General features: G+C 73.1%; 12 protein-coding genes. 5 read left to right on the top strand and 7 right to left on the bottom strand.

The genetic code is table 11. The annotated features are described in order from the left end of the window. Positions 1 to 505: 505 nt before the first annotated feature. The 3 genes from AB0K25_RS31375 to AB0K25_RS31365 are packed head-to-tail and all read left to right on the top strand — an operon-like array spanning position 506 to position 3,968. Positions 506 to 2,020: a serine/threonine-protein kinase gene (locus tag AB0K25_RS31375; protein ID WP_363823956.1), complete on the top strand. Its 1,515-nt coding sequence runs from the start codon at positions 506 to 508 to the stop codon at positions 2,018 to 2,020. A gap of 17 nt (positions 2,021 to 2,037) precedes the next feature. Next, positions 2,038 to 3,342, top strand: a complete 1,305-nt coding sequence (locus tag AB0K25_RS31370; protein WP_363823958.1) for a sensor domain-containing protein — start codon at positions 2,038 to 2,040, stop codon at positions 3,340 to 3,342. After that, positions 3,306 to 3,968: a response regulator transcription factor gene (locus tag AB0K25_RS31365; RefSeq protein WP_208569147.1), complete on the top strand. Its 663-nt coding sequence runs from the start codon at positions 3,306 to 3,308 to the stop codon at positions 3,966 to 3,968. The genes AB0K25_RS31370 and AB0K25_RS31365 overlap by 37 nt, the downstream gene beginning before the upstream one ends. Positions 3,969 to 4,216: 248 nt before the next feature. On the opposite strand, the gene AB0K25_RS31360 is transcribed toward AB0K25_RS31365, so the two are convergent. The 3 genes from AB0K25_RS31360 to AB0K25_RS31350 all read right to left on the bottom strand — a co-directional run bounded on the left by AB0K25_RS31360 (position 4,217) and on the right by AB0K25_RS31350 (position 10,562). Next, positions 4,217 to 6,781, bottom strand: coding sequence for an ABC transporter permease (locus AB0K25_RS31360; protein ID WP_357538519.1), 2,565 nt, complete (start codon positions 6,779 to 6,781; stop codon positions 4,217 to 4,219). Beyond that, positions 6,781 to 7,587, bottom strand: a complete 807-nt coding sequence (locus AB0K25_RS31355; RefSeq protein WP_208569145.1) for an ABC transporter ATP-binding protein — start codon at positions 7,585 to 7,587, stop codon at positions 6,781 to 6,783. Before AB0K25_RS31355 ends, AB0K25_RS31360 begins: the two co-directional genes overlap by 1 nt. Positions 7,588 to 7,727: 140 nt before the next feature. Further along, the gene (locus AB0K25_RS31350) at positions 7,728 to 10,562 is read right to left on the bottom strand and encodes an AAA family ATPase (protein ID WP_357538521.1); all 2,835 of its coding nucleotides are present in this window, start codon (positions 10,560 to 10,562) and stop codon (positions 7,728 to 7,730) included. A 792-nt stretch (positions 10,563 to 11,354) separates the two neighbouring features. Here AB0K25_RS31350 and AB0K25_RS31345 point away from each other — a divergent pair. Continuing rightward, positions 11,355 to 11,663 carry a DUF5988 family protein gene (locus AB0K25_RS31345; protein ID WP_357538523.1) on the top strand — a complete coding sequence of 103 codons (309 nt, stop codon included), beginning with the start codon at positions 11,355 to 11,357 and terminating at the stop codon, positions 11,661 to 11,663. A gap of 170 nt (positions 11,664 to 11,833) precedes the next feature. Here AB0K25_RS31345 and AB0K25_RS31340 read toward each other — a convergent pair whose 3' ends face one another. Together AB0K25_RS31340 and AB0K25_RS31335 are read right to left on the bottom strand one after the other, a co-directional pair. Beyond that, positions 11,834 to 12,610: an alpha/beta fold hydrolase gene (locus AB0K25_RS31340; RefSeq protein WP_357538525.1), complete on the bottom strand. Its 777-nt coding sequence runs from the start codon at positions 12,608 to 12,610 to the stop codon at positions 11,834 to 11,836. A gap of 316 nt (positions 12,611 to 12,926) precedes the next feature. After that, positions 12,927 to 14,660 carry an MFS transporter gene (locus AB0K25_RS31335; protein WP_219469148.1) on the bottom strand — a complete coding sequence of 578 codons (1,734 nt, stop codon included), beginning with the start codon at positions 14,658 to 14,660 and terminating at the stop codon, positions 12,927 to 12,929. Between the two features lie 81 nt (positions 14,661 to 14,741). Between AB0K25_RS31335 and AB0K25_RS31330 the strand changes: the two genes are divergently transcribed. Next, complete coding sequence (locus AB0K25_RS31330) at positions 14,742 to 15,350, top strand: TetR/AcrR family transcriptional regulator (RefSeq protein ID WP_208569140.1); 609 nt, start codon at positions 14,742 to 14,744, stop codon at positions 15,348 to 15,350. 131 nt (positions 15,351 to 15,481) lie between these two features. Here AB0K25_RS31330 and AB0K25_RS31325 read toward each other — a convergent pair whose 3' ends face one another. Both AB0K25_RS31325 and AB0K25_RS31320 read right to left on the bottom strand, forming a co-directional pair. Next, positions 15,482 to 15,742: a PqqD family peptide modification chaperone gene (locus AB0K25_RS31325; protein ID WP_307799579.1), complete on the bottom strand. Its 261-nt coding sequence runs from the start codon at positions 15,740 to 15,742 to the stop codon at positions 15,482 to 15,484. Positions 15,743 to 15,966: 224 nt separating this feature from the next. Next, positions 15,967 to 24,576 carry an SDR family NAD(P)-dependent oxidoreductase gene (locus tag AB0K25_RS31320; protein WP_363823953.1) on the bottom strand — a complete coding sequence of 2,870 codons (8,610 nt, stop codon included), beginning with the start codon at positions 24,574 to 24,576 and terminating at the stop codon, positions 15,967 to 15,969. Positions 24,577 to 24,595: the final 19 nt, after the last annotated feature.

Below are 24,595 nucleotides of genomic sequence, written 5' to 3'. Positions count from 1 at the left end.
CTCCGAGGTGAACCTGTCCCCCGTCAACTGCATCCCATCACCCGAGTCACCCGCAAACCGGATCACCACCCGGTCCAACTGACGGATCTGCTTGGGGCCGGGGGTCCCGCCGCCCGGCGGCTGCACATCGTCGTACGGTGTCGTCGGGGTCATGGGTGCTCACGTCCCTCTCTAGTCCGGGCGGCGCGCACCACGACGACGGCGCGGTGGCCGGCGCGGTGGTCCCCGGCGACGCCGGCGCGACCATCGGTTGTCGGTGCCGCATCGGCGGCAGCCCCTACCACCGGGATCGGCGACCCCGTCGTCAGCCGGCGGGGTCGCCGACCGCATCAAGCGCCGGCGAGCGCGTGCGACCACACGCTAGGGTCCGCCCCCGACCCTGCCAACCCTTAGCGATCCCCTACCAGGCGTCCCCAGCGCAGGCCCGCACGGCGTCCCCGCGGGGCGTCCAGCGGGGACGGCTGAGGGGGCGCGGGCCTCGACCCGCCATGGGACACTTGTCTACATGGGCGAGCTGACCAGCGGCGCAGTGGCCGAGCCGGGGTCGCCGCTTCGGCCGGGTGATCCGGACCATGTCGGACCCTACCGGCTACGCCGCCTGCTCGGGTCCGGCGGCATGGGGGTGGTCTTCCTGGCCGAGGCGCCGGGCGGGAGCCGGGTGGCGGTCAAGGTCGTCCACGACGAACTGCGGTCCCGGCCGGAGTTCCGGCGACGGTTCACCCGGGAGGTCGCCGCCGCCGGCCGGGTGGCCGACTTCTGCACCGCCCGGGTGCTCGACGCCGACCCGCAGGGGCCGGTCCCCTACCTCGTCACGGAGTACGTGACCGGGTCGTCCCTGCACGAGCACGTGACCCGGCACGGCTCGCTCTCCGGGCCCCAGGCCGAGGCGCTGGCCGTCGGCGTGGCCGCCGGGCTCACCGCGATCCACGCCGCCGGGCTGGCCCACGGTGACCTGACCCCCCGCAACGTGCTGCTGTCCCCGTTCGGGCCGAAGGTCATCGACTTCGGGTTGGCGAGCCTGATCGAGGTCCTCGACCCGACCACCGGTCCCTCGTACGGCACCCCGGGCTGGTTGGCCCCGGAACGGCTCGCCGGCTTCCCCCCGGCCCAGCCCGCCGACGTCTACGCCTGGGGCATCCTCGTCGGTTGGGCCGCCACCGGTCGGCTGCCGGTCGACCCCCGGGTCCACCAGGCCGGCGGGCCCGACCTGAGTGGACTGCCCGCCGGCCTGGCCGCGGTGGTCGCCCGGGCGCTGCGTACCGACCCCCGACAGCGGCCCACCGCCCGGGAGGCGATGCTGATCCTGGTCGGCAGCGCCGACACGGCGAGCATCCGGTCGGCGGTGGAGCCGGTCGCCGCGACCACCGAGCAGCTCGACGGCACCCGGTGGTATCCGGTCGTCGGTCAGCCGGCCACCCTGGTCGCTCCGCCGCCGCCGCACCGGTCGCCGCCGTCCTGGCCGGCGGTGTTGACCGGGGTGGTGGCGGTGGTGGCCGCCGTCGTGCTGGGCGTGGTCGCGCTGCGCCAGGCCGACCAGCGGGGCGCACCGGCCGCCGGGCCGGACCCGTCCGCGCCGGTCAGCGTCACGCCGAGCCCCACCCCGAGCCCGTCGCCCACCCCGAGCCCCACCCCCGCCACCGCGAGCGGCCAGGACGGGTCGCTGGAATTCACCGTACGGGGGGTGCACTGCGGGTCGCGGGAGATCGGGTTCTGGCCGCTGACCCAGAAGGCGGACGGCGTGTTCTGCATGGTCGACGTCGACGTGGTCAACAAGGGGTCCAAGGGCACCATTGTCTGGCCGCTCAGCCAACGGCTGGTCGACGTCGACGGGCGTGGTTACACACCGGACACCCGGTCGCTGCTCTACTATCCGGACACGCAGCGGTTGACGAAGAACATCAAGCCCGGCGCGACGGTCAGCGGATCACTGGTCTACGACACGCCGGTCGGCACCGAGTTGCGCCAACTGGTCGTCCACGACACACCACTGAGCGCGGGCACCACCATCGATCTGCCGTGACCGGGGAGCCGCAGGACATGGACGTCGCCACCGCCACGGGACTCACCGGGCGGGCCCTGTCGCGGGCGCTGTACGCCACCGGGCGCGGTGTGCTGCTCGTCGCCAGCGCCGCGCTCAGCCTGGCCCTGCTCGTCGCCACCGTGCTCGCCACGGCGTTCATCTCGCTCGGCGTCGGAGTGCTGCTGTTGCCCCTGGTCACCCCGCTGGTCCGCCGGGTCACCGGGCTGTGCCGGGATCTCGCCGGCCGGGCCGGGGTGCCGATCCCCACGCCCTACCTCCCCGCGCCGCCCACCGAGCGGGGCGTGGTCGGCTGGGTGCAGCGCTGCCGGTCCATCCTCACCGACCCGGCGACCTGGCGTGACCTGCTGTTCCTCCTGCTCAACGTGTTCGTCGGCTTCGTGCTCGGCCTGCTGCCGGTGACCCTGCTGGTCTACTCGGTGGAGGGGTTGGTGCTCTCCGCCGGGTTCTGGATGCTGATGCGCGAGTCCGGGGTGGACTTCTGGTACGGCTTCACGCCGATGGACACCTGGCCGCACGCGGTGCTCGGGGCGCTGGTCAGCCTCGTGGTGTTCGCGATCTGGGTGGCCGCCTCCCCGGGTGTGGTGGCCGGGCACGCCTACTTCGCCCGTACGCTGCTCGGCCCGAGCGAACGGGCGGAGATCGCCTCCCGGATGCGGCACCTCTCCGAGACCCGCTCGGATGTGATCAACATCCAGGCCACCGAGCTGCGCCGGATCGAACGGGACCTGCACGACGGGGCACAGGCACGGCTGGTCGCGATCGGCATGAAACTCGGCGCGGCCACCCGGCAGCTGCGGACCAATCCGGACGTCGCGGAGACCCTGCTGGTCGACGCGCGCAACGCCACCGCCTCCGCGCTGGAGGAGCTGCGTTGCCTGATCCGGGGCATCCACCCCCCGGTGCTCGCCGAGCGGGGATTGGAGGACGCCATCCGGGCCATCGCGCTGGAGAGCCCGATCGACGTCGACGTGACCGCCGACGTGCCCGGCCGGTTGGCCGCCCCGGCGGAGTCTGCCGTCTACTTCGCCCTGTCCGAGCTGCTGACCAACATCGTCAAGCACGCCAACGCCGACCGGGCCAGCATCGACCTGCGCCACGAGGACGGCGCGCTGCGGGCCGTGGTGATCGACAACGGTCAGGGCGGGGCCAACGCCTCGCTCGGCACCGGACTCCGGGGCATCGAACGGCGCTGTGCTACGTTCGACGGGACGCTCGTCCTCAGCAGTCCCGAAGGTGGGCCGACCGTCGCGATCCTGGAGCTGCCGTGCGCGTTGTACTCGCCGAGGACCTCTTCCTTCTGAGACAGGGAATGGTCCAGCTCCTCGAATCGTACGACTTCGAGATCGTCGCGGCCGTCGACAACGGACCGGCACTGCTCGACGCCCTGGTGACCCTCCGCCCGGAGGTCGCGGTGGTCGACGTGCGACTGCCGCCCACGTTCACCGACGAGGGCCTCCAGGCTGCCCTGGAAGCCCGGCGGCGCTGCCCCGGCCTGCCCATCCTGGTGCTCTCCCAGCACGTCGAGCAGCTGTACGCCAAGGAGCTGCTCGCCGACGCCAGCGGCGGCATCGGCTACCTGCTCAAGGACCGGGTGCTCAACAGCGACCAGTTCGTGGACGCCATCCGCCGGGTCGCCGACGGGGGCACCGCGATGGACCCGCAGGTCATCTCGCAGTTGCTGGCCGGCCGGTCCCGCCGGGAGCCGCTGTCGACCCTCACCCCACGCGAGCGGGAGGTGTTGAAGCTGATGGCCGAAGGATGTTCAAATACGGCCATCGCGCAGCGCCTCATCGTCAGCCAGGGCGCGGTCGCCAAGTACACCACCAGCATCTTCACCAAACTCGACCTGACCCCGGCCGACGACAGCAACCGTCGGGTGTTGGCCGTGCTGGCGTACCTCAACGGCACCCGCGCCGACGTCTCCTGACGCCGCGCCGTCCGTTCCGGGCCGTCACCGGCCGTCCGTTCCGGGCCGTCACCGGCCGTCCGTTCCGGGCCGTCACCGGCCGTCCGTTCCGGGCCGTCACCGGCCGTCCATTTCGGACAGCCGGCCGCGTCTGTCCCGGACCGCCACCGGCCGATCGTCCCAGCGGTAGGTCGCCCCGGGGACCCGGACACACGGTGGTGCCCCCGGTCACCCGACCGGGGGCACCAACGGCGCTGTGGGGCGCGTTCCTACTCGACGGCGACCGCTGCTTCCGCCGGTCGGGTGAGCATCACCCGACGACCGGGCAGCACGGTGGCGGCGAAGGCCAGCACCGCCGCACCCGCCACCACGGCCAGGTAGATCCAGATCGGCCCGGAGGGCACCGGTCGCCCGAGCACCACGATGCTGAACGGCAGCAGTGTGGCGACGGAGGCGATGGTGCCGAGCACCACACCGATGACGGCGACCATGCCCGCCTCCACGCTGAGCATCTGGAGTGCCTGCTTGCGGGTGGCGCCGATGAGCCGTTGCATGCCCAGCTCCCGGCGTCGGCCGGCGGTCGCCACGATCAGGGTGTTCGCCACCGAGATCATGGTGTAGCCGGCGACCAGCGCCACGAGCAGGTAGTTGACCCACGCCTGGGTCTTGGTGCGCTCGGCGAACGTGGTGATCGCATCGCGGCCCTCGATCATGGTGCCCGGGTGACCGGCGACCTTCTCCCGCAGGCTGGCCGTCAGCGCGTCCCGGCTGGTGCCGGGCTCGGCGGTGACCAGGATCTGCCGGGACAGCCCGGTGGTGCTGTGCGCGGCGAGCAGGTCGGCCGGGAGCAGGATCGTCTCGAACCCCTTCTTGGCCGGGTAGAGCGCCACCACCCGCAGGTCGACTGCCGACCGGTCACCGAGTCGCAGGGTGATCTGGTCGCCGACGCCGACGCCGACGTTCTTGCCGGCGACCTCGGGCAGCGCGACGGTGTCACCCCTGAGGTCACCCAGGTTGCCGGCGCTCGTGCGCACACCGGTGATGCTGGCGGCGCTGGCCCCGCTCACCCCCTGCAACGGCCAGGGCGACTCCACATGCGACCCGTCGTACGGCTTGTTGATCCACCCGGCGCTGGTCACGTACGCGGACGCGTCCTCGACGCCCGGCGCGGACCGCAGCGCCTCCACCGTCTCGGCGGGGAAACCGCCGGTGGTGGAGCTGAGCACCAGGTCGGCCCGCAGGTTGTCGGAGTAGTACCGCTCGGCGGCCTCGTTCTGGGTGGTCTGGAGGTAGAAGTTGGCCACCGCCAGCGCCACCGCCAGCATGATCGGGGTGACCGCGGAGGCCACCCGGACGGCGCGGGTCCGGACGTTGACCGTGCCGAGGTAGCCGGCCAGCCCGAAGAACGCCCGCACCGGCACGCTGAGCACGGCGGCGAACAGCCGGGTCAGCCCCGGACTGATCAACGCGATCGAGATCGCCCAGCACATCACCGCCGGCCCGGCGGTCGCGGAGGCCACCGCGCCCTGCATGACGATCGCCGTCACCAGGATCAGCGCGAACCCGGCGGCGAAGAACAGGATGGAGAACACCACCCGGGGCCAGCTCACCCACTTGCGCTGGACGGCGGCCTCGGCGATACCGGCGGTGGGCCGGATCTTGGAGGGGCGTCGCCCGGCCACGTAGGCGGCCACCATCGCGGCGAAGATCCCGATGGCGGGGGCCGCCAGGTAGGGGACGAAGCCCTGGTGGAACTCGACCACCGGCGAGATGACCCCCGCGTCGGAGACGATGTGATAGAGCAGCGGCCCGAGGAACACCCCGGGGGCGCAGCCGAGAACCGCCGCGCCGACGGCGACCACCAGCGCCTCACGGCGCACCATCGTCCGGATCTGCCGGGGCGTCGCACCGATCGAGCGCAGCAGCGCGATCTCCTTCTGCCGCTGCTGCACCGACAGGCCCAGGGTGCTGGCGACCACGAAGATCGCCACGAAGACCGTCATGCCGGCGAAGACACCGGAGAGCGGGATGAGCTGCGCCTGGCCGCCCACCGCCTCGGGGAACTCGGCCGCGCCCCGGTCGTCGCCGGTGAGCACGACGAGCTTACGGTCGGCGAGGGTCCGCTCGATCCGCTCGCGCAGCGCCTCCACGTCGGTGCCGGGCTTGGCCAGCACCCCGATCGCGTCGGAGGTGCCGGTGTGCGGGTTGAGCCGCCGCTCGTCGTCGCCGGAGAAGAACAACGCCGACTGGCTCACCTCACCCGGTGGGGTGGCGATGCCGCTGACCTGGAAGGCGGAGGTCACCCCACCGACCACGACGTCGACCCGGTCACCGACCTTGACCCGGGCGAGCTTGGCCACCGCCCGGTCCAACACGACCTGCCCGGCCTGCGCGGGGGGCTGCCCGTCGAGCCGGTACGGCCCGAGCTGCGCCGACTCCCACCCGTGCCCCAGCGACTGGGTGCCGACGATCACGGGTGCGCCGTTGCGCACGACGGTGGCGGCGAAGGACGACTCGGCCACCGCCCGCTCGACCCCGGGCACCCCCTGGATCTTGCTGACCAGGCCCGGATCGATCCAGTACCGCTCGGCCAGCGGCACCGACTTGATGTTCTTGGTGTCCTGCGGGTCCTTCTTGGGCACGCCGTAGGTCTGCTTGCCGCTGACCACCACGTCGGCCGCCGCCAGCCGCTGCGGCGGGACCGCCATCCGGATGCCGGTCTCCATCAGACCACCGCAGGCGACGATCAGCGCCACACCGAAGAAGACCGCGATGAACGTCGCGATGAACGCGAGCTTGCGGTAGCGCAGGGTGCGCCACGCGAGGTACGTCATCAGAAGCCACCCCTGCCGGTGGACTGCGCCGCCCGGTTCTGCTGCCACGCGGTCAGGTGGGTCATCCGCTCGGCCACCACGTCGGCGGTCGGCGCCTCCAGCTCCCCGATGAACTGGCCGTCGGCGAGGAACAGCACCCGGTGCGCAGCGGCTGCGGCGACCGGGTCGTGGGTCACCATGATGATGGTCTGTCCCCCGCTGGACACCGTCTCACGGAGCAGTTGCAGCACCTCGATGGTGGTCTGGGTGTCCAGCGCGCCGGTCGGCTCGTCGGCGAAGATCACGGCCGGTCGCATGATCAGCGCCCGCGCGATCGCGACCCGCTGCTGCTGACCGCCGGACAGCTCGCTCGGCAGGTGCTTGCGCCGCTCGGCCAGCCCCACCCGACCCAGCACCTCCACCACGGAGTGGCGGTCGGGCCGGCGGCCGGCCAGCCGGAACGGCAGGCCCACGTTCTGCTCCACGTTCAACGCCGGCATCAGGTTGAACGCCTGGAAGATGAAGCCGACCCGCTCCCGGCGCAGCCGGGTCAGCTGGTTCTCGTTCATGCCACTGAGTTCCTTGCCGTCCAGCACCACCGAGCCGGACGAGGGCACGTCGAGCCCCGCCGCGCAGTGCAGGAACGTGCTCTTGCCGGAGCCCGAGGGCCCCATCACGGCGGTGAAGCTGCCCCGGGGGAAGCTCATCGTCACGCCCCGCAGCGCGTCGACCCGGTTCTCACCGCGGCCGTACGTCTTGCGTACATCGTCCAGCCGCACCGCATCGGCACCGCTGGTCGGCGTGCGCCGGTCCTTGTTTCTGTCCACCTCATGCTCCCCGCAAAAGAACGTCGCCGAACGGCGGTGGGTACATGTTCACGGTATGGATCGGGCCGATACGGCTCAATGGAGCTAATGACCCGAAGGGGTGGGCCTAGGCCCACCCCGGAATCGGCACCTGCGGCGGCTCAGCTCGCCTGGACCGCCGACTCCCACTGCGGCCAGGACCGCTCGCTGCCGCCAGATCCGACGGCCAGCAGCCCGGCCCCGGCCGCGTCCATCGGCAGTCCCAGTGACAGCTCGGTGCGACGCCGGACGTTCAGCTTCCGGTAGACCCGGGTGAGGTGCTGTTCGACCGTGCTCACCGTGATGTAGAGCTTCTTGCCGATCTCCCGGTTGGTGTGGCCGAGCGCGGCCAGGGTGGCGACCCGCTGCTCGGCGTCGCTGAGCCGGGACATCTCCTCGTGCTCCGGGGGGGCGTCCGGGTCGTCGCCGCCGGCCGCGTCGCCGCCGGGCAGCAGCCGCCGGCACAGCGCCTGCGCCTGGATGTCCTTGGCGAGCTGCAACGCGCTGCGGGCCACCACCCGTGAGGTGTTGAACTCGCCCCGCCCGTAGTGGGCGCTGCTCAGCGCGGCCAGGGCGAGGAAGAGCTGGTAGCGGTCGCCGGATTCCTGGAGCAGGTTGGCCGCCTGGCGCAGGGTGTTGACCCGTTGCTTGACGTCGAGCGCGGAACCGAGCAGCCGCAGGGAGACCCCCCTGGTCCGGGCGTTCTCGGCACCGGGCCGGGACAGTTGCTCGGTCACCATGGCGCGGGCCCGTTCGGGCCGGCCCGAACGCAGGTAGACCTGGGCCAGGTCGCCCCGCCAGGGCAGCAGGGCCGGCAGGTCCATCCCCCACTGGGTGGCCAACTGCCCGCAGGTCTCGAAGTCGGCCAACGCCGCGTGCACCCGCCCCCCGGCCAGGTGCAGGTGGCCACGGGCCCGCAGATACAACGGCCAGAACCAGGTGTCCCGCATGGCGTCCGGGATGACGTGTTTGAGCTGCGCCTCGGCCTCGTCGAGCTTGTCCATGCCGATCATGGCGAGCAGCATGTTGGACAACGGCGAGCCGATCGCCACCCCCCAGTTGTGCGGCGACATCGCATCCAGCGCCTCGCGGGCGAACCGCTCGCTGAGCGGCAGGTCACCCTGGCGCAGCGCGATGTGCGACCGGACGTCGGACAGGATGGCATGCCAGGTGGTGGCCCCCCGGGCGCCCGCCTCGGCGCCCAGCACGTCGCACCAGTGCACGGCACGGTCCATCCGGTCGGCGTAGACCAACGTCTGCAACGCGCACAGCGCCGACTCCAGCCCGACGTCGACGAGCAGATGGCTGCCGAGCACCTGTTCGGCGCGGGCGATCACCTCGTCGGTCACCCCGTCGGTGAGCACGGCGGTCAGGGAGGGGGTGGCCGACCCGAGTGAGCCGTCGGAACGGGCCGGGGTCCCGGCCGGCGTGACCGCCGGGCCGGCGTCGGCGTCGAGCTCGGCGAACGCCACCGGGAAGTGCAGCCGCAGCCACTCGGCGCACCCCTCCAGCTCGGCGGCGGTGGTGGCGTCGAGCTGCTGGCGGGTGTCCCGCAGGTGCCGCAGGGTCTCCTGGGCGTCCGCCCGGTGACCGTGCCAGAGCTGGTAGCGCAGCAGCGCGGCGGCGTGGCGCTCGGAGAGGTGCCCGGCCCGCAGGGCGTCACGCTGGGACTGGAGGTGCTGGCTCACCGCCGCCGGGTTGATCCGCCACTGGCAGGCGGCCAACGTCGCGGTGAGCGCCGCCCGGCGGGGGACGTCGTCGCACATGTCGTGGGCCAGCTTCAGTGACTCCACCGCGTCGTCGACCCGGTCCTCGGCCAGCGCGTGGGTCGCCGAGTCCTGGAGCACCGTGATCGCCCACGGCTCGGCCAGGCCGCCCGCGGCGAGCAGGTGCCCACCGATCGCCGGGGCCGGGGCACCTTCGGCGTGCAGCAGTTCCGCCGCCCGGGCGTGCATCTCGGCCAGCGCCTCCGGGGTCAGGTCGTGCAGGACCGCCGCCCGTGCCGCCGGGTGCCGGAACCGCCCGGCGTGCAGCAGGCCGGACATCGTCAGCGCGTTGAGTACCCACTGGACCCGGGCCGGCTTGGTGTCCAGCAGCCGGGCCAGCAGCGCCGGGGTGGCGAGGTCACCGAGCAGGGCGAGCCCGTGGGCCGTCTCCAGGATCGTCGGGTCCCAGCGTCGCAGGCAGGCCAGGACCGCCTGGCGGAACTGGTCGCCGACGACCACCTCGGCGACCTCCGTCGAGCCGGCGACCCGCCGGTCCTGGCCGAGCGCGTGCAGCAGCAGCGGATTGCCGCCGCTGACCCCGTGGTACGCCGGGGCGAGCGCCGCCGCCGTCTCGTCGTCGACCCAACCGCGCAGCAGCTCGGCGACGCCCGCCTCGGACAACGGCGACAGCTGGATGTTGCAGAAGCTCGCCTGCCGGCTGATCTCGGCCCGGAACTCCGGGTGGAACGGCTGCGGCTGCGGCGACTCGGTGAGCACCACCAGGATCTGCGCGGCGGTGAGGCGCCGTTGCAGGTAGAGCAGGGTGTGCAGGGTCGTCTCGTCGGCGAACTCGACGTCGTCGACGAGCAGGACGAGGGGGCGGGCGCGGGCGATGTCGATCAGCTCGACACACATCGCGTGCACGGCCCTGATCTCGGCGTCCCCTCCGGTCGTGACGCCCTCGATGTCGACGAACGCGCCGATGCGCCGCATCACCTCGTCCGGCAGCGGCACGCTGTGGAACAGTTGCCCCATCACGGCGGCGGGCAGCAGGCGTTCCGCCCGGGAGCAGGCGGCCCGCAGCACCAGCCCGCCCGCTGCGCCGACGTGGTCGGCGAAGGCCCGCAACAACTCGGTCTTGCCCGTGGCACCGGGGCCGCTGATCAGCGCGACCCGCCCCCTGCCCGTGACGCTTCCGGAGTAAAGGTCCCGCAAGATGTCAAGCTCGCGGCTTCTCTCCACAAATTCCACCCGTCTCCCCCCAGGTCAGCGATGACGCATCGAACGAGGGTGCCGCCGACTACGGACGGGCCCCCCGGCGAGACCCTTCGGCTCGATGCCACGCGGGCCGCCGGGACCCACCCGGCCACTGACCACGTCAGCCGGCAAACCAGGTCATACAATGATGACTGCCAATTGATTGATGACTTTCACCGCGTCCCGACGGCGAGCACAGCATACATAGACACCCGTACAAGACGGTAGTGGGGTGGTGATACTTCGTCATCGATATTACGCACGGCCATGGCGTTATGTCGGATTGTTGGCCTCGGCCGAAAAATTACCACTCGGTAGCAATTACATGATCGAACAACCGTCCCGCCCCCTCCGACCTGCACGGATAGCCGCAGATTCGGCCCGTCGGACAGCGCGTTGACCTGCGAAATGACTCCGGCAGAGGGTTCGTACCGGAATTTTTCGGGCCAACTCTCCCGGCCCGCACCGATCCCGCCCACGTCGGCACACCACCACCGACCGGACGAGAAGCAGCGAATCGGGCAATCTACTCTTGAGCAAAAATTGAGTTTCAGCGAGAAGACGACACTATTACGGATGCAATTCATAAGCTCTGGTCAATGCTGTCGCCCTTGCGACATCGCCGGGGCTATCACAAATGCGACCCACCGGGCCGCAAAGTAACCGCAGGTTGGCCGGCCGCCGAAATCTGGGCGTCGGCCGGCGGGTTAGGGGTCGCTTCCGGGTATGCGCGGGCCAGTGGTGCCGCCACGCTGGAGACATCCGAGGGCAGTGACGCGGAACACGGTGTCCGCCGCGCCCCTGCCCCCAGCCGAGGAGGAAAGCGTGGACGATCTCACCCGGGTGAGCAGCGCGCGGCGGTTCAGCGACGTTCGCGGCGGTGACCACTTCGACGTCGTGCTCGAGGGCGGACCGGTCGGCCTGCCGGCCACCGATCGCGCCCACAGCGCACCGGTCGGCACCGGCCGGATCAAGGTGCCCTATCTGGGCGGCTACGAACACTTCGAACGCTCGGGCGACCACGACGGCCTCAATGACGACGCCTCGCGGGTGGTGGTCTTCCAGTGGACCATGCGGACCAAGATCGCCGAATGACGGGCACGACGGGCGGGTCACCGGTGACCCGCCCGTCGTCGTACCGGTGCCCGTGACCACCCCGCCGGCACGGTGCCCCGGTCGGACGTCACCACCCCCGCAGGTCCAGTGTCCTGGTCGGACGTCACCACCGCGCCGGCGCGGTCGGACGTGACCGGGTCCCGGTCGGGTCAGCCGGTCGGTCCGCCCTGCTGCGCCTGCGCCAGCTCGGCACCGATCAGCCGGATCACGTCGGCTGCGTGGTCGTTGAGATAGAAGTGCCCACCCGGATACACCCGCACGTCGCACTCGCCGGTGGTGTGCCGGGCCCAGTCCCGCGCCTCGTCCAGGGTGGTCATCGGGTCCGCGTCACCGGTCAGCACGGTGATCGGGGCGTCCAGCAGCTGATCCGGGTCGGCCCGGTAGGTCTCCACCGCCTTGTAGTCCCCCCGCACGGCGGGCAGGATCATCGGCAGCAGCTCGGGATCGCCCAGCACCCGTGGGTCCGAGCCGCTGAGCCGGGCCAGCTCCCGCAGCACCCCGGCGTCGTCGCGGGTGTGCACGTACCGCTCGTCCCGGACCCGGGACGGGGCCCGACGGCCCGAGGCGAACAGCCGCACCGGCGGCCGACCCGTGTGCCGTTGCAGGCGCAACCCGACCTCGTAGCCGAGCACCGCACCCATGCTGTGGCCGAAGAGCGCCACCGGGCGGTCCAGCCACGGGGTGAGCGCCTCGAACACCCCGTCGGCCAGGTCGGCGATGGAGTCCAGGACCGGCTCGTGCCGGCGGTCCTGTCGACCCGGGTACTGGATCGCCAGCACGTCCACCGCGGGCGAGAGGGCCCGGGACACCGGAAACAGGTAGCTGGCCGAGCCCCCGGCGTGCGGCATCGCCACCAACCGGATCGAGCTGGACGGCGCCGGATGGAACCGCCGCACCCAGAGGTCGTTCTCGAGCGTTGCCGTCATCACTGGTCCTCTACGGGTCGACACTGCGGGTGCGCCCCGCAGTGGGACGTCTCCAACGGGCGCACCCGGCCGGCCGGGCCGGACCGCCGTCTCGGCCGGTGCCCGGATCCGCCGTCACGCGTGGTGCTGACGCCCTCCCTGCGACGCCGGTGCCCGCTGTCGAAGCGAGCGTAGGAACGCCCGAAACGCCGGGACAACCCCTAAGCACAGCGGTGGCCCCCTAGCCCGCCGGGACGGGTGGGGGGCCAGGAGGCCGAATGCCCGGAGGTGGCGCTCCCGACGAGCGGGAACGCCACCTCCGGGTGGTCGAACGTGGTCAGGCCACCGGGTGCGCCGGCCGGACGGGTTGCCCGGTGGACCCGGGTCCGATCCGGACCGCCGGCCCCGGGTCGGTGTCGCCACGGTCGGCGTCCTCGGCACCCGCGTCGGACGACGGGGGGTCGACCGTCCGCTCCGGGTCGACGTGACCCGTCGGGGCACCGGGGGCATCGGCGGTGGGGTCGGCCGGACCGTCCGCCGGACCCTGGCCGGGCACCGAGGCCCCCACGTTGCGCAGCAGCACCGCGGCCAGCACCGCCGTCACCACCAGGATGCCGGCCGAGGCGAGCGCGGCGGCCCGCAGCTCGGTGGCGAAGGCGGCCCGGGCCAGCGTGACCAGCGTGTCCGCTGCGGTGGCGGAGAGCGTCCGGCTCTCCTGCACCGCGCCGCCCAGGGTCTCCCGGGCGGTCGCCCAGGAGTCCGCCGGCACGCCGTCGGGCGCGTCGCCGGACAGCTGCCGCCGGTAGACGAACGTGCCGATGCTGCCGAGGATCGCGACACCGAGCGCCGCACCGAACTGGCTGCCGGTCTCGGAGAGCCCGGCGGCGGCACCGGCCCGCTCGGGCGGCGCGGTGGACACGATCAGCTCGGCGCTGAGCGTCAGCACCATCGCGATGCCGCCGGTCATCAACGCCTGGCCGACCACCACCAGGGCCAGCCCCGACTCGTCGCCGACCTGGGCGAGCACCAGACAACCGGCGGCACCCACCAGCAGGCCACCGGCGGCGACGTAGGCCCGCCGGAAGCGCTGCGCCAGCATCGGAGCCAGCACCGCCGCGCCGACACCCGCCGCACCCGCTGCGGGCAGCGACCACAGCCCGGCGCTGAACGGGCGTAGCCCGAGCACCAGCTGGAGGTACTGGCTGATGAAGAACATGAACCCGACCAGCGCGAAGTTGGCGAGCACGTTCATCACCACCGCCGCGCTGAACGCGGGAGCACGGAACAGCCGCACGTCGATCACCGGGTCGGCGAGTCGCCGCTGACGCAGCACGAACACCGCCAGGAAGACCAGCCCGCCGACCACACCGGCCACCGGCGGCCAGTCCACGCCGTCCTCGGCGAACTGCTTGATGCCCCAGATCATCGGCAGCACGGCGACGAAGGCCAGCACCGTACTGATCAGGTCGAGCCGGCCGGCTGCGGCGTTGCGGAACTCGGGCAGCAGCAACGGGGCCAGGATCAGCAGCAGCAGCATGATCGGCACGTTGATCTCGAAGACGGTGCCCCAGGAGAAGTACTGGAGCAGCGCGCCGCCGGCCACCAGGCCGATGACGCCACCGGCGGAGAAGCCGGCCGCCCAGAGCCCGATCGCGGCCCGGCGTTCGTTCTCGTCGTGGAACATGTTGCGGATCAACGACATGGTCGACGGCATGAGCGTCGCGCCGGCGGCACCCATCACCGCCCGGGTCCCGATCAGCATGCCGGGACTGTTGGAGAGGGCCGTGGCCACGGATGCCACACCGAACACCGCCGCACCGATCATCAGCAACCGGCGGCGCCCGATCCGGTCCCCCAGGGTCCCCATCGGAATCAGCAGGCCGGCCAGCACGAAGGCGTAGACGTCCGTGATCCAGAGGAGCTGACTGCTGGTCGGCTCAAGGTCCGCCGTGATGAACGGCAGAGCGTACGACAGCACGGTCATGTCCATGCTGATGATCAGTGTCACCATGACGAGTACCGCGAGACCGATCCACTCGCGGCGGCCGGCCTTTGCCTGCGCTGTAGCCATGGCCGAAAGCTACCACCGAATTTATACGCACGTATACATCCGGTGGATGAATTAGGGGGTGGTTCCGAGTAGGGTGACGCCGTGGGTCATCGGGAACGCCTGCTGGCAGGGGCCAGGGTCTGCCTCTACGAGCGCGGCTACACACGCACCACCGCCCGCGACATCGTCGCCGCGTCGGACACGAATCTGGCGTCGATCGGGTACCACTTCGGCTCCAAGGAGGCGCTGCTGACCGCCGCCCTGGTGCAGGCGTTCGAGGAGTGGGGCGTCGAGATCGACCGGGTGCTGCGCGACGGCACCCAGCCCGACCTGATGGACCGGCTGGAGTCGATGTGGACCGGCCTGGTCGAGTCGTTCGGCACCCACCGGCCGCTCTGGGTCGCCGGGATCGAGGCGTTCGCGCTGGCCGAGCACCTGCCGGTGCTGCGGGAGCAACTCGCCGAGACCTACACCCGGGCCCGCCCGGCGCTGGCCACCTTCGTGATCCGCAACGGCGGTGAGCACGTCACCGAGGAGACCCGCAGGGCCGTCGGCTCGTTCCTGCTGGCGTTGATGACGGGACTGACGGTGCAGCGGTTGCTCGATCCCGAGGCCGCCCCGTCCGGTAAGGAACTGGCCGAGGCGCTGCGGGTGATCGTCGGCGCGGTCAACGACTCCACCGACACCACCCACCCGCCCGCCGACGCCTGACCCCCGCCCACCGGCCCACCGGACAGGGGTTCGACGCACCGTCGACCGGGACGCCGCCCGCGTGCAGGGGGGCCGGATAGGGGTCGGTCCGGCACAGCCGTCGGACTCGGCGGACAGACCCTCCTTACCGGTCACTCCACCCGTACCAGACCGGCGCGGAGCATGTCCTCCAGCCAGACGTCGAAGTCCCGTCGGGTGGCCGCCGGATCAGCCGACCACTGCCGGGCCAGGACAGCGGCCGCCCGTTCCAGCGAACCGCCCTGCTGCTGCAACGCGATCCACATCGCGGCGGCGGTCGCCCCGAACCGGTATCGCAGTCCGCTCCGCTCGGCGGTCAGCTCAAGCTGCCCGTTCCGGGTGACCTTGGCGACGATTCCCTGTTCGAGTCGCACCCGCACTCTCCCTGCCTCTCCCGTGTCCACCCCTGGTGGCACCTACCGGCGAACCGTGAACGTCCACCAGACCCGGCCACTACGTTATGCGGTCGGGTGGTGACGCGATACGGTCATGGACCCACGCCGAAGGTGGACAAAAGCCCACCCGTCCGCCGGGAGGAAGCCCGAGGTCCGCCGACCGCCCGTGGGCATCGACGGACCTCGGGTCCCCGGACGGATGGTCAGTCCGACGCCTCCAACTCGTCGTCGAGGATGTCGAACAGCTCGTCCGCGGTGACCGACGCCAGGTCCCGGGCGGCCGGCTCCACCGCGGCACCCCCGTACGCCGCGTTCCACCGGGACATCAGCGCCTGGAGCCGGACGGTGATCCGGCCCCGCTCCGCCTCGTCCGGCACGGTGCCGTCCAGCAGCGTCTCCCACCGGGCCAGCTCGGCCTCCAGCGACGGAGCGGCCGGCACGTCACCGGCCAGCTCCGACCGGACGAACCGGGCCACCGCCGCCGGGCTGGGGTGGTCGTAGATGAGCGTCGCCGGGAGTCGGAGCCCGGTCGCCGCACCGAGGCTGTTGCGGAACTCCACCGCCGCCAGGGAGTCGAAGCCGAGCTCCAGGAAGCCCCGCTCCACGTCCAGCGACTGTGGCCGGTCGTGGCCCAGCACCTCGGCCGTCCGGGCCCGGACCAGCTCGGTCACGGCCCGGTCGGCCTCGTCCGACGGCAACCCGGCCAACCGTTCGGCCAGCGGCCGCTCCCCCGCCACCGGGCCCGGCGTGCCGGCGGCCGACCGGCGGGTCGGCGTACGGACCAGGCCCCGCAGCAGCGGCGGCACCCCGTCGGCCCGGGACCGGATCGCGGCCAGGTCCAGCCGGACCGGCAGGGCCAGTGCCGGCACCGGGTGCAGGGTCGCGTCGAACAACGCCAACGCGTCCCCGGTGGACAGCGCGGCGACCCCGGAACGGGCCATCCGGCGCAGGTCGGCCTCGCCGAGGTGGCCGGTCATCCCGCTGCCCGACTCCGCCCACAGGCCCCAGGCCAGGGCGGTGCCGGCCAGGCCGTGCGCCCGCCGGTGCTGGGCCAGGGCGTCCAGGTAGGCGTTCGCCGCGGTGTAGCTGGCCTGACCGGCGCCGCCGAGGGTGGCCGCCGCCGAGGAGAACAGCACGAACCAGTGCAACGGCCGGTGCAGGGTGAGTTCGTGCAGGTGACGCGCGGACTCTGCCTTGGCACCCAGCACCGCCGCCACCCGGTCGGGCGTCAGCGTGGGCAGCAACCCGTCGTCGAGCACCCCGGCGGCGTGCACCACCCCGGTCAGCGGATGCCCGGCGGGCACCCCGTCGAGCAGGGCCGCCACCGCCGCCCGGTCGGCCAGGTCGCAGGACGCCACGGTCACCTCCGCGCCGGCCGCCGTCAGGCGCGCGACCAGGTCGTCCACCCCCGGGGCCGCCGGGCCGCGTCGACTGGCCAGCAGCAGCCGCCGTACGCCGTGCCGGGTCACCAGGTGCTCGGCGACCACCCGGCCCAGCCCGCCGGTGCCGCCGGTGACCAGCACCGTGCCCGTCGGGTCCGGGCCGGCCGGCAGCTCACCGTCCGGCACCGGCAGCGCCGCGAGCCGGGGCGCGAGCAGCCCACCCCGCCGGACCGCCAGTTGCGGTTCGGCGTCGACGGCCAGCGCCGACCGCAGCCCGGTCGGGTCCGGGTCGTCGACGTCGATCAGGACCAGCCGGCCCGGGTTCTCCTCCTGAGCGGCCCGGACCAGGCCCCAGACGGTGGCGTCCACCGGCCGGGGCACGTCCTCGCCGTCGGTGGTGGCGACCGCCCGGGTCGTCACCAGCGCCAGCCGGGTGTCGGTGAACCGCTCGTCGGCGAGCCACCCCTGCACCAGGGCCAGCGCCGCGGTGGTCGCCGCCGAGGGCGAGTCCGACGTGGTACGCCAGGCCACCGCGACGGTGCCCGGGGCGTCACCGGTGCGGGCGACCTCCGCCGCGAGCGTGCCGAGGTCGGCGTACCGGGGCACCCCGAGGCCGAGGTCGTCGTCGCCGAGGACCACGGTCGTGCCGCCGCCGGTGGCCGGGGTCGGCACCGCAGCCCAGGTGACCTGGAAGAGCGACGTGCGGTGAGCCGCCCGGGCCCCACCCAGCTGGTCGGCGGCGAGCGGCCGGACCGCCAGCGAGGCCACCGAGGCGACCGGCGCACCGGAGGTGTCGGCCAGGTCGAAGGAGACCTCCTGCGGGCCGGTCGGGCGCAGCCGTACCCGCAGCGCGGTCGCGCCGGTGGCGTGCAGGGCCACCCCCCGCCAGGCGAACGGCAACCGCAGCCGGTCGTCGTCCTCGTCGGCACCGGTCAGGTCGAGGGTGTGCAGCACCGCGTCGAACAGCGCCGGGTGCAGGCCGAACCGGTCCGCCGGGGCGACCGCCTCCGCGGGGAGCGCCACCTCGGCGTACACCTCGTCGCCGTGTCGCCAGGCGGCCCGCAGCCCCTGGAACAGCGGGCCGTAGTGGTAGCCGGCGTCGGCCAGCCGGTCGTACCGGCCGGTCAGGTCGACCGGGGTGGACCCGACCGGTGGCCAGGCGTCGCCCGCCGACCAGGCCGGTGCGGTGGACGCCGCCGGGGCCAGTACGCCGGTGGCGTGCCGGGTCCAACCGTCGACACCGTCCTCCGGCCGGGAGTGCACGGTGACCGGGCAGCGTCCCGTCCCGTCCGGTGCCCCGACCACCACCTGGAGGTCGACGCCGCCCCGGGGCGGTACGACCAGCGGAGCCTCCAACGTCAACTCCTCGACCAGGGCGCAGCCGACCTGGTCACCGGCGCGGAAGGCCAGCTCGACGAAGGCCGTCCCGGGTAGCAGCACCGTGCCGGCGAGGTCGTGCTCGGCCAGCCACGGGTGGGTCCGCAGCGACAGCCGGCCGGTCAGCACGGTGCCGTCGGCCCCGGCCAACCCGACGACCGCGCCGAGCAGCGGGTGGGCGGCCGGGCGCTGACCCAGACCCGGCACGTCACCGCCGCCCGCCGGGGCGTCCAGCCAGAGCCGACGCCGCTGGAACGGGTAGGTCGGCAGGTCGGTGACCCGGGCGCCGGTGGGCGCGAACCAGGCCCGCCAGTCCACCGGGACACCCCGGGTGTGCAGGGTGGCGACGGCGGTCAGCAGGCTCGCCGCCTCGTCCCGGCCGCCGCGCAGCACCGGCACCAGGGCGAGGCCGCCGGTGTCGGAGACGCAGTCCCGGCCCATCGCGGTGAGCACCGCGTCCGGGCCGACCTCCAGGAACGTGGTGACGCCGGCCGCTTCCAGGGTGGCGATCCCGTCGTGGAACCGGACCGCCTCCCGGACGTGGCGCACCCAGTAGCCGGGGGTGGTGATCTCGTCGGGGTCGGCGAGCCGACCGGTCAGGTTGGACACCACCGGCACCCTCGGCGGGGCGAAGGTCAACCCGGCGGCGACCTGGTGGAACTCGGCCAGCATCGGCTCCATGTGCGGGGAGTGGAACGCGTGGCTGACCCGCAGCCGCTTGATCCGGCGTCCCCGGGCCCGCCAGTCGTCGGCGAGCGCACCGACGGCGTCGTGGTCACCGGAGAGCACCACCGCGCGTGGCCCGTTGACCGCGGCGATGCCCACTTCGGTCTCCCGCCCGGCCAGTTCCCGGCGTACCTCCTCCTCGGACGCCTCGACGGCGACCATCGCGCCGTCCTCCCGCATCGCCTGCATCAGCCGGCCACGCGCGGTGACCAGGGCCGCCGCATCGGGCAGCGACAGCACCCCGGCGACGTGCGCGGCGCTGATCTCGCCGATGGAGTGCCCGGCGACCAGGTCGGGTCGGATGCCCCAGGATTCGAGCAGCCGGTAGAGCGCCACCTCGATGGCGAACAGCGCGCTCTGGCTGTAGACGGTCTGGTCGAGCAGCGCGGCGTCGGCGACGTCGGGTTCGGTGTAGAGCACCTCCCGCAGCGGCCGGTCGAGCTGCGCGTCCAGGTGGGCGCACACCTCGGCGAACGCCGCCGCGAAGGCCGGGTACGCCGCCGCCAGCTCACGGCCCATGCCGAGGCGCTGCGCCCCCTGGCCGGTGAAGAGCATGGCGAGCTTCCCGGCCGACGGGGTCCCCTGCACCCACTCGGCGGGGTCGGTGCCTTCGGCGGCGGCACGCAGAGCGCGGACCGCGTCGTCCCCGACGGGGGCGACCACCACGGCCCGACGCTCCAGCACCGCCCGGGTGGTGGCCAGCGAGTACGCCACGTCCAGGGTGGCCCCGGTGTCGGCGACCAGCCCGGCCTGGGCGCGCAGCGCCTCCGCCGAGCGGGCGGAGAGCAGCCAGGGCAGCACCGGCGGGGTGGCCGGGGCGTCCCCGTCGGCCGGCGTCGCCTCGATCGCCGGCGCCTGCTCGATGATGACGTGGGCGTTGGTGCCGCTGATGCCGAACGACGACACCCCGGCGCGGCGGGGCCGGTCCAGGGCCGGCCACTGCTGCGCCTCGGTGAGCAGCCGCACCGCCCCGGCCGACCAGTCCACCTGCGGTGACGGCCGGTCGGCGTGCAGGGTGCGGGGCAGCAGCCCGTTGCGCATCGCCAACACCATCTTGATCACACCGGCGACGCCGGCCGCGCCCTGGGTGTGACCGATGTTCGACTTGATCGAGCCGAGCCAGAGCGGCCGGTCGTCCGGGCGGTCCTGCCCGTAGGTGGCGAGGACCGCCTGCGCCTCGATCGGGTCACCGAGGGTGGTGCCGGTGCCGTGCGCCTCGACCAGGTCGACCTGGTCGGGGCGGACGTCGGCGGCGGCCAGCGCCTGCCGGATAACCCGTTGCTGGGCGGGACCGTTGGGGGCGGTCAGCCCGTTGGACGCGCCGTCCTGGTTGACCGCCGAACCCCGCACCACCGCCAGGACGTGATGGCCGTGCCGTTCGGCGTCGGAGAGCCGCTCCAGCAGCAGCATGCCCGCACCCTCGGACATGCCGGTGCCGTCGGCGTCGGCGGAGAAGGACTTGCACCGGCCGTCGGAGGCCAGCCCCCGCTGGAGGCTGAAGTCCAGGAAGGTGTCCGGCTTGGACATCACCGTGACCCCGCCGGCCAGAGCCAGGGAGCACTCCCCGGAACGCAGCGCCTGCACGGCCAGGTGGATCGCCACCAGCGACGACGAGCACGCGGTGTCGACGCTGACCGCCGGCCCCTCCAACCCCAGGGTGTACGAGATCCGCCCGGACGCGACGCTCGCCATGCTGCCGTTGCCCAGGTAACCCGCCAACTCCTCGGGCACCTCGGACAGCCGGCTGCCGTAGTCGTGGTACATCACGCCGGTGAACACCCCGGTCGGGCTGCCCTTGAGCGAGGTCGGATCGATCCCGGCCCGCTCCAGCACCTCCCACGACGTCTCCAACAGCAACCGCTGCTGCGGGTCCATCGCGATCGCCTCACGCGGGCCGATGCCGAAGAAGTCGGGGTCGAAGTCGGCCGCGTCGTAGAGGAAGCCACCTTCCAGCGAGGACGTCCGGCCGGGCTTGCCGGGTTCCGGGTCGTAGAGGTGGTCGAGGTCCCAGCCCCGGTCGGTGGGGAACGGCGAGATGGCGTCCGCGCCGTCGACCAGCAGCTGCCACAGGTCCTCGGGGGTGCGGACCCCGCCGGGGAAGCGGCAGCTCATCGCCACGATGGCGACGGGTTCGTCGACCATCGGCCGGACCACCGTGGTCGGCTGCGCCTGCGCCGGCCCGCCGAGGATCGTGCCGTGCAGGTAGCCGGCCAGCGCGGTCGGGTTGGGGTAGTCGAAGACCAGGGTCGCCGGCAGCCGCAGCCCGGTGGCGGTGTTGAGCCGGTTGCGCAGCTCCACGGCGGCCAGCGAGTCGAAGCCGAGTTCCTTGAACGCCCGCGCCGGTTCGACGGCGGTGCCGCTGTCGTGGCCGAGGACGGCCGCGACGTTGGCCCGGACCAGGTCGAGCAGCACCCGGTGCTGGTCGTCCGCGTCGAGGGTGACGAGCTGCCGGTGCAGGCCGGAGCCGGTGGCCGGGGTCGCCGGACCACCCGCCGCCCGCCGGGCCGGGAGCCGGACCAGGCCCCGGAACAGGGCCGGGAGCTGCTGACCCTGGGCGCGCAGCGCGGCGGTGTCCAGCCGGACCGGCACCAGCAGCGGCTGGTCGGCGGCGACCGCCGCGTCCAGCAGCGCCAGCCCCCGGTCGGAGTCCAGCGGCAGCACGCCGGAGCGGGCCATCCGGGCCACGTCGGCGTCGCCGAGGTGCGCGGTCATCCCGCTGCGCTGCTCCCAGAAACCCCAGGCCAGCGACGTGGCCGGCAGGTCCAGGGCCCGCCGGTGCGCGGCCAGGGCGTCGAGGAAGACGTTCGCGGCGGCGTAGTTGGCCTGCCCCGCCCCGTCGAGGACCCCGGCGGCGGAGGAGAACAGCACGAACGCCGACAGGTCACGGTCGCGGGTCAGGTCGTGCAGGTGCCAGGCCGGGTCGGCCTTGGCCCGCCACACCGTGTCGAGCTGCGCCGGGGTCAGCCCGGCGAGCAGGCCGTCGTCGAGAACCCCGGTGGTGTGCACGACGGCGGTCAACGCCGGGATGCCGTCCAGCAGGGCGGCGACGGCGTCCCGGTCGGCCAGGTCGGCGGCCACCACCTCCACGGAGGCACCCAACGCCACCAACTCGTCGCGCAGCTCCACCGCGCCCGGCGCGGTCAACCCACGCCGCGAGGTCAGCACCAGGTCCCGCACCCCGTGCACCTCCACCAGGTGCCGGGCCACCAGCGCGCCCAGCACACCGGTGCCACCGGTCACCAGCACGGTGCCGTCGGCCCGCCACGGCTGCGCCGTGGTGCTCGCGCGCGCCAGACGCGGCACCCGCACCTGACCGTCGCGCAGCGACAACTCCGGCTCACCGGTCCCCACCGCCGCCAGAATCTCCTCCACCGGAGTCTCCGGGACAGCATCCAACAGCACGAACTGACCCGGATTCTCCGCCTGCGCGGCCCGCACCAGACCCCAGACCGGGGCGTGGGCCAGGTCGGTGCCGCCGTCGACGGCACCGTCGGTGATCACGACCAGCCGGGCGGCGGCCTGGGTCGGGTCGGCCAGCCAGGACTGGAGCAGGGTGAGGGTCTCCCCCACCGCCGTCCGGGCGGCGGTGGCCGGGTCGAGGTCGGCGGCGGGCGGGGTCAGCGGGGCGAGCACGACGTCGGGCACGCCGAGGCCGAGCCCCTCCAGGTAGCCCCACGACTCGGCCGCGGTGCCGGTGGGCACGCTCACCCAGTCGACGTGGTAGAGGTCCCCGTCGGTCGGGGCGGCAGTGGTGAGCTGGACCGGGCGGGACACCAGCGCGCCGACCACGGCGACCGGTTCGCCGTCCGGGTCGGCCAGGTGCAGGGTGGCGGACTCCGGCCCACTGGCGGTGACCTTCACCCGCAGGGCGGTGGCGCCCGTCGCGTGCAGCGTCACATCCGTCCAGGCGAACGGCAGATACGGCGGACGACCCACCGGCACCGCCTCACCGATCCCCACCACCTGCAACGCCGCATCCAACAACGCCGGATGCACCCCGAACCGCGACGCCTCACCATGCGCCTCCTCCGGAAGCGCAACCTCAGCAAACACCACCTCACCAACCCGCCAGGCAGCCTGCACCCCCTGGAACACCGGACCATACTCGTACCCCTGCACCACCAACTCGTCATACAACCCCGCCGTCGGCACCGGCACCGCACCCGACGGCGGCCAGACCCGCAGGTCGAAGTCGGGGTCGGTGACGTCGGCGGAGAGCACGCCGGTGGCGTGCCGGACCCAGCTGCCGGTGTGTTCCGGCCTGGAGTGCACGGTGACCGTCCGGCGGCCGGTGTCGTCGGCGGCGGCGAGCAGCAACTGCACCTGTACGGCACCCTGCTCGGGCAGGATCAGCGGGGCGTGCAGGGTCAACTCGTCGAGGTGGCCGAGGCCGACGTCGTCCCCGGCGTGCAGGACGAGTTCGACGAAACCGGTGCCGGGCAGCAGGACGGTGCCGTTGACGGCGTGGTCGGCCAGCCACGGGTGGGTGTCCAGCGAGATCCGGCCGGTGAACAGCACCTCACCCGACTCGGCCATCGACACCGACGCCCCCCACAGCGGGTGCCCGGCGGAGCCGAGACCGGCGGAGGTGAGGTCGGCGCGGCCTCCGGTGGCGTTGAGCCAGTAGCGGCGGCGCTGGAACGGGTACGTCGGCAGCGGCACCTCACCACGCGGACGCGCCGGCAGCACCGGCGACCAGTCGACGGTGACGCCCCGGGCGAACGCCTCACCGAGCGAGGTGAGCCAGCGGTGCAGCCCGCCCTCGCCCCGGCGCAGCGACCCGACGGCGGCCACCTCGACACCCGCGTCGGCGGCGGTCTCCTCCACCCCCATGGTCAGCACCGGGTGCGCACTGCACTCCAGGAACACCCGCATCCCGGCGTCGAGCAGGGCGCGGGTGGTCTCCTCGAACCGGACGGTCTGCCGCAGGTTGGTGTACCAGTAGCCGGCGTCCAGCCCGGCGGTGTCGAACACCCGGCCGGTGACGGTCGAGTAGAACGGGACAGTGGAGGCACGCGGGCTGACCTCGGCGAGGTCGGCGCGCAGCCGCTGCTCGATCAGCTCCACCTGCGCCGAGTGCGACGCGTAGTCCACGTTCACCCGCTTGGCCCGCACGTCCTCGGCGGTCAGCGTGGCGACCAGGTCGTCGACGGCGTCCGGGTCACCGGAGACGACGACGGAGGAGGTGCCGTTGACGGTGGCGATCGAGATGCGGCCGGCGTAGCCGGTCAGTCGTTCGGCCGCCGCCCGCTCGGGCAGGCCGATGGAGGCCATCGCACCCCGACCCGCCAACACCTCCGCAATCGCCAAACTCCGCAACGCCACCACCAACGCCCCATCCCGCAAC

Source organism: Micromonospora sp. NPDC049257, assembly GCF_040678915.1.
GTDB lineage: Bacteria > Actinomycetota > Actinomycetes > Mycobacteriales > Micromonosporaceae > Micromonospora > Micromonospora antibiotica.
This window is presented reverse-complemented; position numbering and strand designations above follow the sequence as displayed.

Excerpts from the sequence above, each read along its gene's own strand:
- AB0K25_RS31360 (WP_357538519.1), bottom strand. The coding sequence starts at position 6,781 with ATGACGTACCTCGCGTGGCGCACCCTGCGCTACCGCAAGCTCGCGTTC.
- AB0K25_RS31370 (WP_363823958.1), top strand. The coding sequence starts at position 2,038 with ATGGACGTCGCCACCGCCACGGGACTCACCGGGCGGGCCCTGTCGCGG.
- AB0K25_RS31375 (WP_363823956.1), top strand. The coding sequence starts at position 506 with ATGGGCGAGCTGACCAGCGGCGCAGTGGCCGAGCCGGGGTCGCCGCTT.
- AB0K25_RS31335 (WP_219469148.1), bottom strand. The coding sequence starts at position 14,660 with ATGGCTACAGCGCAGGCAAAGGCCGGCCGCCGCGAGTGGATCGGTCTC.
- AB0K25_RS31340 (WP_357538525.1), bottom strand. The coding sequence starts at position 12,610 with ATGACGGCAACGCTCGAGAACGACCTCTGGGTGCGGCGGTTCCATCCG.